The following is a 13834-nucleotide window of genomic DNA, read 5'->3' on the forward strand; positions in this document are numbered from 1 at the left end:
GTCCGGGGGCGTTGCCCCCGGTTACTCACAGTACAGCCTTCCAGGCTGGGTAGTCTTGCTATGCTGCTTCGTGGCTGGTTCAAAGCGACTTCGGTACAGCGGCTCCCGCCGCCATCTTCGCGGGCGTACAGCCTTCCAGGCTGATACTGAGGGAGTTTTACGCTTTCCGGGGGCGTTACCCCCGGTTACTCACAGTACAGCCTTCCAGGCTGGATAGTCTTGCTATGCTGCTTCGTGGCTGGTTCAAAGCGACTTCGGTACAGCGGCTCCCGCCGCCATCTTCGCGGGCGTACAGCCTTCCAGGCTGATACTGAGGGGGGGTTACGCTTTCCGGGGGCGTTACCCCCGGTTACTCACAGTACAGCCTTCCAGGCTGGATAGTCTTGCTATGCCTTATCCTCCTCCTAAGACATGAAGTGCAGCGGAGCCACACTTGCTGGCGTTGTCACCTGTGCAGCACAAGTATCTTAGCCTGGAAGGCTATACTGTGAGTAACCCCGGGCAACGCCCGGGGATAGCAGGATGCAAGGAAAGATTAGCCTGGAGGGCTATACGCCCGCGAAGATGTAAAAGTCGTGTTTGCTGTGGCAGCCACCCTGTATCGTCAAAAGTATCTTAGCCTGGAAGGCTATACTGTGAGTAACCCCGGGCAAAGCCCGGGGATAGCAGGTGGCGAGATTGAAATAGCCTGGAGGGCTATACGCCCGCGAAGATGTAAAAGTCGCGTTTGCTGTGGCAGACACCCTGTATCGCCAAAGGTATCTTAGCCAAGAAGGCTATACCGTGAGTAAGTCGGCGTGCCATAATAGCCAATCTGCTGCGTTGCTATCGGATTCGGGCTTGGTCATGTACTTCAGTACACTCCCTGCGCCCTCATCCTCTGCGCCTTACATCTTGACCATTCTAACACGCCTTAATCCCCGGGCAACGCCCGGGGATAGCAGGTGGCGAGAGTGAAATAGCCTGGAGGGCTATACGCCCGCGAAGATGTAAACAAGTTTATATCTTTTGTAGGTTTGAATCCATATTATACCCCCTTAAATCGGTTTATACACAAATAAATATGCAACGTCCCTCAATAATGCCCATGAGAAAGCTGACAGTAGAAGAGTTGGAGCGTACCGACCTTGCGACGTTCCGGCAAATGAAGAAGACGCCCCTTGTGATCGTGTTGGACAATGTGCGTTCCCTCCACAATGTCGGCAGCGTCCTCCGCAGTGCCGATGCCTTTGCCCTTGAGGCAGTCTATATGTGCGGCATCACCGCCACCCCTCCCTCCGCCGAGATTCACAAGACGGCACTTGGGGCTGAGGACTCCGTCCATTGGCAACACTTCCCCGACACCCTCGACGCCGTCGCGAGCCTGCGCCGCGAGGGCTATGTCATCCTCGCCGTGGAACAGGTGGAGAACTCCCACAAACTCGGCACCTACCGTTTCGAGCCGGGCAAGAAGTATGCCCTCATCCTCGGCAACGAGGTCAAGGGCGTGCAGCAGTGTGTCGTTGATGCCTGCGACGGCGCCCTGGAAATCCCGCAGCACGGCACGAAACACTCTCTCAACGTCAGCGTCACCGCCGGCATCGTGATGTGGGAGGCTGCCCGTGCCCTCCTGCCTTCTCTCCATTAATTCTCTCCATTAATGTTCATTAATTGCTTCATTAATTCTCTCATTAAATCTTGAACTGTTCGCTCCATTCGTTCAAAAAGAATTAACGACATTTTGTGAGGCAATTATTGAACATTACTGTTTCAAACACGGTTCGTTCCATTCGTGCGATTTGTGTGCTGAAAACTTCAGCAGATTCTGTGTAAGACGTTCCCCATCCCGTCCAAACTTCGGAGTAAATACCGTGCAATAAAAGGTGCAAATACGGTGCATACTTCGGTGTAAATCCCGTCCAAACTTCGGAGTAAATCCCGTCCAAACTTCGGAGTAAAACCCGTCCAAACTTCGGAGTGAATTTTAAGAAAACGCTGAAAATGTGGCGAATATAACAGATTTTATTTCTACCTTTGCGGCACACAAAAAACAGTAGAAATTTATGGAAAAGAATCCCGCATATCTCCCCCGTTTGAGCGACAAAAGATTGCGTCTTCTGTTGGAAGCCATGGGAGCCGAACATTTTTCTCTCTGAACATTTTTCTCTCCATGAATGTTCATCAATTGCTTCATTAATTTCCTCATTAAATCTTGAACTGTTCTCTCCATTCGTTCAAAAAGAAATTAACGGCATTTTGTGAGGCAATTTTTGAACATTAATGTTTCAAACACTGTTTGTTCCATTCGTGCGACTCGTGTTCAAATTAACGGCATTTTGTGAAGCAATTTTTGAACATTAATGTTTCAAACACGGTTCGTTCCATTCGTGCGATTCGTGTTCAAATTAACGGCATTTTGTGAGGCAATTTTTGAACATTAATGTTTCAAACACTGTTCGTTCCATTCGATTCGCGTGCTGCAAAATTCTGTGGAATCCGGTGAGGAAAGCGACGGTTTTGCCATAAGTGTCCCACAAATTTGGCACAAGTTTCGCGGTTTTTTTAAATTTTTGTCATAAAACTCTCTACAAAGGATAGTTATGTAAGCAATTATATCTACTTTTGCACCGCGAACCAAGTTCCTCACATTGTGGGGGATGCGGTTTGAAAATTACAAATAATAAGATATATACCCGTTCATGAAGCATTCTTGTCACACGATAATGCTGCTTTCTTCATCTGTCTATGCAGGTGAGGAGGGTTGTTTTTGTGCCCTTGCTTCAGGGTTCCCGTTTCAGCAACTTCTAATTTTTTAATTCATCATTTCTATTTATTTATGAAAAAACTTACTTCTTTGCTCATGCTGGCTCTCTTCCTGTTTACGGGGCTCAGCATGAAGGCACAGGCGGAGCTTGGTCTCCAAGTCTCTGCCGCTCCCACCACAACTGAAGGAGTGACCGTTTGGAGCGAAGGTACCAAGTGGTACAAACTCAAGATGGACAGCGGCTCTTGGCGCTATGTCGAGACCAGCGGCAGTTACACCAATGCTTCCGGTAAACTGATTCTCACCAACGGAACTTCCTCTAACCTCTTCACGGGTGCTTGGGCTGTGGTCGGTGACGACACCAACGGTTATCAGTTCTACAACATGGGTGAAGGTCCCTCCAAGGTGCTCGGTGTGACGGGTAGCGACGGCGGTGCCCGTACCTCCATGGTGGATGCTGCAACTCCCGGAGACGGTGTGACCACCACTTTTAAAATCGTTAAACACACTGATGGCAAATGGTACATCAAGAAGCACGGTAATAACGACGAATATATCAACAACCGTGACTATTACGTTGCCCTTTGGAACAGTAGCGCTGCTCTTGGCAACTCTGGTTCATCCTTCATGTTCGAAGCCATTGAAGATGTGAGCGCTTACGCCACTGCTGCTCAGAGCAAACTTGTCAGCCGTGTCGGCATGTGGAAGAAAGTGCCCGCCATTTGGGCTGAAGCTTCTGCTGCCTATAATGCTCTCAATGCTGTGACTCTTTCTGCGACGGTGACCAATGCAGAACTTGTCACCGCTGCCGCAGCCCAAAAGACTGCGGGTTCAACCTTTGTGGAAGCAGTGAATAGTCCGCGCGTCACACTCTCCAACTGCTCTACAACTCCTGCACCACGTGTGAACTCCTTTATGTATTTTGATAGCAGTAACAATACTGTGAAGGGACGTAATGCAACCGTACAGAACACCAATAATACCCTTGATGAGGTGTTTACTCTCAAGCCCTGTGATGACATCACTCTCAAAATTTATAACGCAACTGCTAATAAATATATTGGTAAACCCACAGGCACTACCAGCGGCAGCACCAGCGTTGTAAACGAGGTAGCTGAAGCAGGCGCTACTGCCTTCGACATCTACACCAGCAACGACTTTGCTGACAATAGCGTGGTGTTCTGCATGAACGGTATCGCCAGTATGCACCTGCTCGGCGGTCTCAACGTAAGCAACTATAGTGACAATACTGACGGGGGTTCCCGCTGGTTGCTCAGAACCGACGTTTCTCGTCATGACCTTCAGGCTGCCATCAACAATGCCACCACTTTCAAGACTAACCTTGAGACGTTGGTGAACAAGCTTGTGGCTGCAAAGAAAATCAGTGTGAAGCCCACCACGCTCAGCGTGACCTTGCCCACTGCCATCACCAAAGCGCAAAACGCATTGAATAACGCTTCCGGCACTCCGGCTACCCGCACCGCTGCCATTGCACCCCTCAACGCTGCCCTCACCAAGGCAAAGGGTGCATGGCTTGGAGAATTCGGCACCGCTCAGCAGTTCAGACTCAAGAGCCACACCATCACCACCACTGAGACACCAGCAGAAGGTGGTCCTGTAACGAAGAACTACTACCTCACCATGGCGCAAACCAAGGATCGCGATAACGAAGGCAACGCCATCCTCGCTGCCTACAACGAGACTGATGTCAATCAGATTTTCACCCTTGTGCCGGGAACCGGTGCCAATGCAGGCAAATACATCCTTGTGTCCAATTCCAAACAACTCAAGGACCTCGGTTTCTGGAACACTGACATGGCTGATGCAGGTACTCCTTACGGCTTTGAAGATGTGGATGTTGCCAACAGTCTCTTCCGCGTGCGCACCACCCAAGGACTCCTTGGTCCCAACAACGGTGTGACCGGTGCCGACCTTACCGGCAAAAATAAGTTCCTTTACACCAATCAAAAAGGTACTCGCGACAACCTCACCTGGGAACTCGAATTCATCGCTCCCGCCCTCGGTGCAGTGGACTCTACTTCGCTTAAGAACATTTATTACTCTCAGAACTTCCTTAAAAACAACTCAATTAACTTCGTCAATCAAAATTCACCCAGCGTTGATGCCTACAATGACGTTAAAGAAAAAGCATGGCAGGTGCTTGCCGGCAGAACCGGTAGCACTGTTACTCAGATTGACGTGAACACCGCTGAGGCTGAACTCAAGGCGGCATATGAACAGATGCTCAACAACTTCATTAGCGAAGCAGATCCTACTCAAGGCTATCGTTTGATTTATTATCACCCGGAAAAGTATACCGCCCAGGATCTCTACATGACTTTGAATCCCGCTGCGGAAGAAACACATGAAGTAAATGTCATGCAGGTGAAAACGCGTGATGCGAGTACTTTGCAAACCATTCAGTTCAGAAACGGTGTGGATGCCAATCAGTTCTACATCATCGAAGGCTTCTACAAATTGGAACTGACAGAGAGCACGAGCGGCGATCCCATTCACACTTGGAATCCTGCCCTCGTGGAAAGTGGAGCCGGTAAGCTTTACACCTTTGAAAGAGTCACTCTTGAAGGCGTGGATGAACTCATCGTCAGAATTGCAACCGGTCGTGGATGGCTTGGTCCTAACTCAACTTCTCCGACGAATGGTACCTATGTATATAATGACAAAAGAGATAACAATAACTACTATTGGATCATTAAGCCTTACGTGAGCCCCGACCTCTTGGCGACTCTCCGCAACAAGATTTACGAAGCCAAGGCATACGAACCGTATGTGGGTACCGGAGTCGGAAAATACTCCACCGCAGGAGGTATGGATGCAGGAGAACTTGCATCTTTCAATAGTCTTTATCTTGACTTTATCAACGAGGCTGGTGTCTATGATGGTCAAGAGAAGACCAATGCCGGTGTTCAAGGCGTGATTAATGAATACAACACCAATGTCTTCCCCATCACCATCAACCAGCCCGAAGTCGGCAAGCTCTATCGCATCAAGGGAGCTGACAGTGAAAAATATATGACCGGTGTGATGGTTCCAGATAACGCAGAGACGCCTACCTATCGTATGAACATGGTTAAAAATAACGGACATCAGACTGTATTCCAGGTTTATGCGGGAAGCGATGTAAATGGCTCTACCGCTTATAAATTGCTCAGTTTTGGTTCAGGTTATTATGTGAATGGATCCTATGGTTGCAACGGAACCAGCAGCACTGCAAACTCTATTGTCTTTAGACAATCTGATAACAATGTCAAGGGTCAATACACACTTTATACCAATGACAATAAGTGGATGTATGACAATGGTAATAATGCAGACAGAGGTTATGTGGTTGACCGCAACGGTTCTTACGCTGCCGACTATTGCAACTGGATCATCGAAGAAGTGACTTGGCTCCCCGTGCCCATCAACACCACCGTGGGTTTTGGTACGCTCTATAGTCCCGTGCCTCTCAAGGGTGTTTCTTCCGGAAACTATAATCAAGACGGTCGTTTGGAATTCTACTACGGCGTTAAAGTGAACGAAGCTGGCGTGAATAAACTCAAACTCACCAAACTCGAAGGCGACATCCCCGCTAAAACCGGTCTCATCGTGAAATATAAGGATGGTATTCAAAGCACGGGTTGCGTCTATATGGAGATTGCAGACACTGATCCCGAGTTCACTGCTGACAACGCACTCACGGGTACGCTCGAGACAGTTGCAACGCCCACTCCCGGTACTGTCTATACGCTGCAGAAGCCTGCTGACAGTCCGCTCGGATTCTACAACTTCACCGGTGCTAATGTGAAGGGCGGTAAGGCTTATCTCCACGTAGTAGACAGCGAAGCAGCTCCCATGGGCTTAGTCTTCGACTTCGGCGGTGAGACCACAGGTGTGGAAAGCATCGAGGTGAACACCGACAACCAAGTCATCTATGACCTCAGCGGACGCCGCGTTGCCAAAGCCGGCAAGGGTCTCTACATCATCAACGGCAAAAAAGTGCTGGTTAAATAATTCACTTTCTAAACACAGAGTTTTATCATGAAGAAATCTTATATAAGCCCTTCCACAGAAGTGATTGTTCTGCATGCCGAGGGTGTGGTTGCCGGTAGTTTTATTATCTCCGATATAGGCGGAGGCGACGTACAGTACTCCAACAAGCGTGAACAGGACTCCAACCCCATCTGGGACAGCGAGAACAAGAAAGAAGGCGGTCTCTGGAATTGATTCCCCGCTCTGACATGGAACCTTCGGTCCGCGTGACCGAGCACATAGACAAGAGGTGCAGCGCTGGCTGCACCTCTTTTTTTGAACGCGAATGCTGCCCATTAGCGAAAAATGGCGTAACTTCGCGGCGCAACGGATTAGGGAAACGGGTGAAAATCCCGTGCAGTCCCGCTGCTGTGAGTTCCATCATCACCGGCTCAATGTGGCCACTGACGCCCTTCGACACGAAAGGCTTTGGGAAGGCGAGCCGAGTGGGAACAAGCCAGAAAACCTGCCGTGAAGCTTAGGCGAAGTGACGAGTTCACTCATCCTTCGCCACGAGCGATGCTCCGCTGTCATGCCCCGAGGAGGGTTGCGACAGTCATTCCAACAAAATGTTTTCTTCTCATTCCGTATGAAAGCACGTTTGCTGTGGTTTTCAGGCGGATGGTTTTTCGGTTGTGCACTTTGTGCCCACACCCTTTCCGCCGTGTCACCGGTGCCCGTCGATTCGTTGGGCACAGCCGTCATCGTGACCCACCGTCACTCGGAGAAGGTGAAGGCTGCCGCACCGTTCCAGAAAATCACGGCGGAGGACTTGCTGCGACAAGGCATCACGGACACCGGGGATGCACTGCGGCGACTCGCCGGCGTGAACCTGAGAGACTACGGCGGCGCGGGAGGACTGAAAACCGTCAGCGTACGGGGAATGGGGAGTACCCACACCACGGTCTGTCTCGACGGCGTGCCCGTGAACGACGCACGACAGGGACAGATTGACCTGAACCGCTATCGCCTTGAGACGCTGGACGGCATCGCCCTCTCCGTGCTTGACGCCGAACGCCTGCTCTGTCCCGTGAGAGCACTCTCTTCTTCCTCCGTGCTGAACCTGACGACGGCACAGCCGGACACGACGGGACGTCCGCTACACCTCGGCGCACGGCTCTCACAGGGTTCGTTCGGACAGTGGAGCCCCTCGGCGCACGTCTCCGCACGCCTCTCCCGCCGACAATGGGTGCAGGCGGGACTGTTCGGGACGCTGGCTGAGAACGACTATCCTTTCATCGTGGAGAACGGGGCGGCATCCTCCAAACAGCGACGCACGAACAGCCGTATGCGGAACTTCACCGCCGACCTCTCCCACGTGCTCTTCCTTAACCAAAACGGAAAGTTGGAGACGAAAGTCTTCTTCAACCACGACCGACAGCAGTTGCCGGGGCAGGTGAAACTCTATGTCTATGACAATGACGAGCGGCTGACGCAGCAGAATCTCTTCCTCCAAAGCCGCTGGTCAAAACGCTTCGGAAAACTCGAGGTCTTTGCCGCCGCGAAGTTTGACCATTCCCGCAGTAAATATGCCGACGTGGATGCGCAATATCCCGGCGGTGTCGCCACAGAGCACTATCGCCGCCGAGAGTGGTATGGGGCTGCCGGTGTGGTGTATGCCTTGCTACCGTGGCTGCGGGCAGCCTACAGCACGGACCTTTCCTTGGCTTCCATGCAGAGCAATCAGCAGACGGACAACCATGTCTCCCGAACGGAATGGGCGCAGGCGCTGTCGGCGGAGGTGAAAACGGGTCCGTTCTCGCTCACACTGCGTGGCATCCTGAAAACCTATCGCAACGAGGCGGACCAACGACAAGCTGCCCTGAACGGCTCTCACACGGACCCTTCGCTGACGCTGTCCTGGACCGTGGTGGAGCGTCCGTGGCGGCTGATGCTGCGAGCCGGAGCGAAACGCTCGTTCCGTCTGCCGACATTCACGGAGTCCTACTATCACCACAGTGGCTCACAGTCGCTGCTCCCGGAACGCGCAAACCAGCTGAACGTGGGACTGACACTGGATGCACACCCGACCACCTGGTGGACGGAGCTGAGGCTGACGGCGGATGGCTATGCGAACCGGGTGAAGAACCGCATCATGAGTGTGCCGCTGAACCTCTATCTCTGGCGCACGGTGAATCAGGGGCGGGCGGACATCCGCGGAACGGACTTTTCGCTGTCTTCGACGTGGAACCCGTTGAAAAAGCATCGCCTGATGCTGGCACTGAACTATTCTTATATCTTCTCGGCGGACAAGACGGACCGCTCGTTGGACAGCTATGGGAAGCAGGCGGCTTATACGCCTCGCCACGGCGGCGCGGCATCGCTGGCGTGGGAGAACCCGGTCGTGAACGCCGTGGTGCACAACTCGTTTGCCTCGGACCGATGGAGCACGTCGGAGCACTTGACACAGACGAAACTGCCTGCCTACTGCGAATGGGGCTTCGCTCTCTATCGCTCCTTCCGAACAGGGAGGGTGGAATGGAACGTGCGCGCTGACTTGCTGAATGCCTTTAATCACCACTACGAAATCATCCGACGCTATCCCATGCCGGGACGGGCATACCGACTCACACTGACTCTGAGGTGGTGAGAAGGGAGGCAAAAAGGTGGTTCTTTCGCTCGTCGGGGCGTTCGGTGGCTTTCGCTCGTCGGGGCGGGTGGTCCCGCCCCTTGCCGCTTGGCGCTCCCCGACCGTGCTTGCATCCGCCCTTCTCTCTGCTCGAAGCGCGTGCCGCGCTTCAAGCAAAAGCGACCCGCCTGCGGCGGTTTTCAGTGATGCCAACGGAGCGGGTGGTATTCGCTCATCGGTGTGTTCGGTGGCTTTCGCTCGTCGGGGGTGTGTCAGAATGCGCATTTTGGCTTCACCCTCGAAGGTGCGTCAGAATGGCTAAGATGCAAGGCGCTGAGGATGAGGGCGCAGGGAGTGTACTGAAGTACATGACCAAGCCCGAATCCGATAGCAACGAAGCAGATTGGCTATTATGACACACCGCCTTGCCGCTTGGCGCTCCCCGACCGTGTTTGCATCCGCCCTTCTCTCTGCTCGAAGCGCGTGCCGCGCTTCAAGCAAAAGCGACCCGCCTGCGGCGGTTTTCAATACTGCCAACGGGGCTTACCCTACTCGCTAAGCTGTATCCCGCGAGCGTTGAGAGTGCCATAGTCGCATTGAATCTTTCACTTTATAATCCTATATTATTATGAAACTGAATCAATTTATTTTGTTAGGCGGTCTGCTGACGCTTGGCTTCACCGCCTGTTCTGACGACAACGCAGTGCTTCCTCCCGGTGAGGATAACCCCTACATCCCTCCCACCTCGGAGGATGTGACGCTGCCCGAAGGACAAACGTGCTTCGTGGTGACACAGGGCAATCAGGGCTATGGCATCTCGGGCGAAATCGACGGCCTGAACACCGTGAAACACACTTCCGCCTCTGACCTCTTCTTCAAAAAGAACCAAGTGGGACTGGGCGAGACGCCGCAGGCTCCCGTGCGCTACGGCAGTCGCATCTATGTGCCCGTCTTTGAGTCCAACTGCGTCTGGGTGCTTGACGCTGCGACGCTGCGCGCTGAAAAACAAATCGCGACGAATGCTCCGGAGGCTGTCTGCGGCGGCGAGGGCTATGTGGTGGTGGCGAACAACGATGGCTTCGTGACCCGCATCGACACCCTCGACCTCTCTGTTTCCGAGCCTCTCGCCGTGGGACCGAACCCCGCAGGCGTGGCAATCACCGGAGGAAAGGCATACGTCTCCATCAGCGACGGCTACAACTGGGCGAACAACTATGCCAACGGCAAGCAGGTCGTGGCAGTCGATGTGAAGAACTGGACCAAGGCAGCGACCTATTCCGTGCCCCTGAACCCCGGTGCCGTGGAAGCCGATGAAGCCGGCAGGGTCTATGTGCTTTGTCGCGGAAACTATGGCGACGTTCCGATGACGGTGGAGCGTCTCACGGACGACCTTTCCTCCGAGACGCTCGTGACGGGTGCTTCGCTGCTGATGAAGATGAACAAGTCGGTGCTGTGGTTCTTGGACACGGTGACGGATTGGACGACCAATGTCTCCGAGACGAAGCTCTACACGCTGGACTGCCTCACGGACCGGGTGTCAGAGCGTGCGCTTCTCCCTGCCGATGAAGACGCCGAGGATGCTGCATGGTTCCCCGTGTCCCCGACTTTCTTGGAAGTGAACCCTCGCAGCGGTGCGCTGTTCATCGGTTCTCTGCAGTCCGCTTATGGCTATGCGAACCCCGGCTTTGTCTATGAATACAACAGCGAGGGGTTGTTCCAATTCCGCTACAGCGTGGGTGTCATGCCCTTCGGTATGGTGTTTAAGTAATCTTCAAAAAATAACCTGCATCATCTTTGAAAATCTTTTCGGTCCATATTTCCTCCCTCATCAGTCACATAGCTACGTCTATGCTCCTTCTTCGGGTGAAAATCTGACCTCGAAAATCTAATTCAAATCTGACGCAACTTATTATTTTCATATTACTAAGTGCCCCTCCCTTTTCACCCGCGTTTTTGGTTTTGACTCCGAAAAACTGTCCAAGTGGCAGTTTTTCGGAGTCAAAACTTTTTTACATTTTGTTTTAAATGCGGATGGAGCGAATGGAATTTAGAATGCGGATGGAACGAATGAAATTTAGAAGCGGATGGAGCGGATGGAAATTAGAACGCGAATGGAGCGAATCGTTCGTAACGTTTGTCACGAACGTTACGAACGTAAGAAACGTAAAACAGGAAATGGCAATAGGAGGTGACGCGACTCGTCACTCCTGCAAGTCGCTCCAAAAATCCAACAACTTTGAGCGTTTTTTCGGCGATTCGACATTAACATTTTTAACCTTCGAGAACACTTTCCGCCTCCCAATTTTACCAATTCGGCGCATAATTTTTCTTTGCCTTCCCCTAATTAAAATTAGAAGAAGGCAAATTTAAATTAGGGGAAGGCAAATTTTTCCCGGAAGCGCTCCTAAAAACCCCGTTTTTAAAGGGAAAGTGACGAAAAAGGGGGGAGCCGAGGCTCCTCCCATATCTCTGTACAAATATAATACATTTCATCGCCAAAAGCAAGAAGTGTTAAAACCGAAAAAGGGCGTTAGGTGTGGAAAATTTTGGAGGCGGTGTGTCAGAATGGTCAAGATGCAAGGCGCTGAGGTTGTTTGATGGGTTGAACCGGGTTTGTTCAATGGTTGTTCAATGGTTGTTCAATGGTTGTTCAATGGTTGTTCAATGGCAGGCGAATAAGATTGCTTGAGTGTTGAATCTGTCTCTTCCTCCCTTTGTCTCTTCGTCCCTTCGTCCCTTCGTCCCTTTGTCTCTTTGTCTTTTTGACTCTTCGTCCCTTTGTCTCTTTGTCTCTTTGACTTTTTGTCTTTTTGTCTCTTTGTCTCTTTGACTCTTTGACTCTTCGTCTCTTTGTCTCTTTGTCTCTTCGTCTCTTCGTCCCTTAGTCTCTTTGACTCTTTGACTTTTAGTCTCTTTGTCTCTTTGACTCTCAGCGGAATCATTCATTTTTTTCGTGTTCCTTCAGGCGAAAGCCGACTGCTTCCAAGGCTTGTCGTAAGTCCTCCAAGGAAGCATCACCGGTCACCTCCGCTTCGCCATCGGCGAGGTTCACGGTGGCACTTTCCACTCCCTTCACGGAGCACAGGGCTTTTTCTGCTGCCTGCCGGCAGTGATTGCAGTTCATGCCCTCCACACGGAAGCGCAGTCCGTTCGTGGCATCTGAGGCTTTTGCTTCACACTCATGGTTTCCGCAAGCGCATCTGCCGTGAGGGCGGAAGCGACGCCAAACCAAGGCGTGGAGCAGGAGCAGAGCCAGCGTCATGGAGCAGAGCCAGGAGAAGAGGGAACTGCCCAGCCACCCGCTTTCTTCCATGCAGCAGGCGTCAGCAGCGGACAGCGTGGCGGTGAAGTTCACGATGCCGTTTGCCTGAAGCAAGTCGGTCACGACCCCAAAGAGAATGGCGCCGCTGACGATGGAGACGATATATTTCACCAGCGTCCGTGTGCCCAGCACCTGCCGCACGACCAGCATGGACGCCATGTTGCACGCCGGTCCCGCCATGAGCAACACCAACGCCGCACCGGGCGTCAGCCCTTTCATCATCAACGCCACGGCAATGGGGATGGAGCCCGTGGCGCAAAGATACATCGGCACGGAAATCACTAGTACCAGCAGCATGGAAGCCACTGTGTTGCCGCGGAATGCATCGAAAAGACTGTCCGGTACGAAGACCGTGATGATGCCTGCCACCACCATGCCGATGACGAGCCATTTGCCGATATCTTCCATCATTTCGACGAAGGCATAGTTCAGTGCCGTTTTCATTCGGGCAGCGAAGGAGCGGGGTGAGGCGTCGGTGCTTTTTTCTTGTACGCGGTTTGCTGTGTCTGTGGTTTTTCGTTCTCCGACGTTCACCCAGAATCCTCCCATGACGGAGGTGAGCAGTGCTGCCACGGGTCTGACGATGGCAAAGGGTAGTCCCATCAGGCTGAAGGTGGCGAAGATGGAATCGACGCCCGTTTGCGGCGTGGCAATCAGGAACGCGGTCACTGCCCCCTTGGATGCCCCTTCCTTGTGGAGTGACATCGCCGTCGGAATCACTCCGCAGGAGCAGAGCGGGAGAGGGATGCCGAACAGAGCGGCTTTCCATACCGAGGCAAAGGAGGGACGGGAGAGATGTTGCGTGTAGCAGCCCGCCGGGATGAAGGCGTGCATCAGTCCTGCCAGAAAGAAGCCCAGAAGGAGGTAGGGCGACATCTCGTTCAGCAAGCGTACAATTTCAATCATGTTTTTTCTGTTTGTGGATTTGATTCGGAGTGCTTAGTAATCTTCAAAAAATAAATATAAGGGGTGTTCTATAAATTACGGGGTAAGGAACGTTCAAAAGAAAGTGCTTACGCCTGCAAAGTTAGTGACATCTTGAGGATTAGTTTTTCAGAATGACGCTTTTTTTCGGTTTCCGTTTGGGGGAACGGGGAAAACCGTGCGTGACGCAGCCTTTACGAAATGAATCGCGTCCCTTCCGTCAATTCCTTTCCTTATATATATA

General features: G+C 52.2%; 7 protein-coding genes and 1 riboswitch. Of the genes, 5 read left to right on the top strand and 2 right to left on the bottom strand.

Annotation, left to right across the window (positions count from 1 at the left end):
* Nucleotides 1-1087: 1087 nt before the first annotated feature.
* From I6E40_RS05230 to I6E40_RS05250, 5 genes are all read left to right on the top strand, one after another.
* Nucleotides 1088-1627, top strand: a complete 540-nt coding sequence (locus I6E40_RS05230) for an RNA methyltransferase (protein ID WP_235385850.1) — start codon at nt 1088-1090, stop codon at nt 1625-1627.
* 1188 nt (nt 1628-2815) lie between these two features.
* Nucleotides 2816-6757, top strand: a complete 3942-nt coding sequence (locus tag I6E40_RS05235) for a hypothetical protein (protein ID WP_235385851.1) — start codon at nt 2816-2818, stop codon at nt 6755-6757.
* Between the two features lie 27 nt (nt 6758-6784).
* Nucleotides 6785-6970, top strand: a complete 186-nt coding sequence (locus I6E40_RS05240) for a hypothetical protein (protein WP_235385852.1) — start codon at nt 6785-6787, stop codon at nt 6968-6970.
* A gap of 95 nt (nt 6971-7065) precedes the next feature.
* Nucleotides 7066-7264: riboswitch (cobalamin riboswitch) on the top strand.
* Nucleotides 7265-7364: 100 nt separating this feature from the next.
* Nucleotides 7365-9365, top strand: a complete 2001-nt coding sequence (locus I6E40_RS05245; RefSeq protein ID WP_235385853.1) for a TonB-dependent receptor plug domain-containing protein — start codon at nt 7365-7367, stop codon at nt 9363-9365.
* A gap of 607 nt (nt 9366-9972) precedes the next feature.
* Complete coding sequence (locus I6E40_RS05250; RefSeq protein WP_235385854.1) at nt 9973-11112, top strand: YncE family protein; 1140 nt, start codon at nt 9973-9975, stop codon at nt 11110-11112.
* An 871-nt stretch (nt 11113-11983) separates the two neighbouring features.
* Here I6E40_RS05250 and I6E40_RS05255 read toward each other — a convergent pair.
* A complete protein-coding gene (locus I6E40_RS05255) occupies nt 11984-12286 on the bottom strand; it encodes a hypothetical protein (protein ID WP_235385855.1) in 303 nt (100 codons plus the stop codon).
* Nucleotides 12283-13572 (bottom strand): SO_0444 family Cu/Zn efflux transporter, encoded by a 1290-nt coding sequence (locus tag I6E40_RS05260; protein WP_235385856.1) that lies wholly within the window; start codon nt 13570-13572, stop codon nt 12283-12285. The genes I6E40_RS05255 and I6E40_RS05260 overlap by 4 nt, the downstream gene beginning before the upstream one ends.
* Nucleotides 13573-13834 lie beyond the last annotated feature (262 nt).

Origin of the sequence: Prevotellamassilia timonensis, from assembly GCF_021531665.1 — a bacterium.
In the GTDB taxonomy this organism is placed as follows: domain Bacteria; phylum Bacteroidota; class Bacteroidia; order Bacteroidales; family Bacteroidaceae; genus Alloprevotella.

Excerpts from the sequence above, each read along its gene's own strand:
- I6E40_RS05230 (WP_235385850.1), top strand. The coding sequence starts at position 1,088 with ATGAGAAAGCTGACAGTAGAAGAGTTGGAGCGTACCGACCTTGCGACG.
- I6E40_RS05235 (WP_235385851.1), top strand. The coding sequence starts at position 2,816 with ATGAAAAAACTTACTTCTTTGCTCATGCTGGCTCTCTTCCTGTTTACG.
- I6E40_RS05240 (WP_235385852.1), top strand. The coding sequence starts at position 6,785 with ATGAAGAAATCTTATATAAGCCCTTCCACAGAAGTGATTGTTCTGCAT.
- I6E40_RS05245 (WP_235385853.1), top strand. The coding sequence starts at position 7,365 with ATGAAAGCACGTTTGCTGTGGTTTTCAGGCGGATGGTTTTTCGGTTGT.
- I6E40_RS05250 (WP_235385854.1), top strand. The coding sequence starts at position 9,973 with ATGAAACTGAATCAATTTATTTTGTTAGGCGGTCTGCTGACGCTTGGC.
- I6E40_RS05255 (WP_235385855.1), bottom strand. The coding sequence starts at position 12,286 with ATGATTCCGCTGAGAGTCAAAGAGACAAAGAGACTAAAAGTCAAAGAG.
- I6E40_RS05260 (WP_235385856.1), bottom strand. The coding sequence starts at position 13,572 with ATGATTGAAATTGTACGCTTGCTGAACGAGATGTCGCCCTACCTCCTT.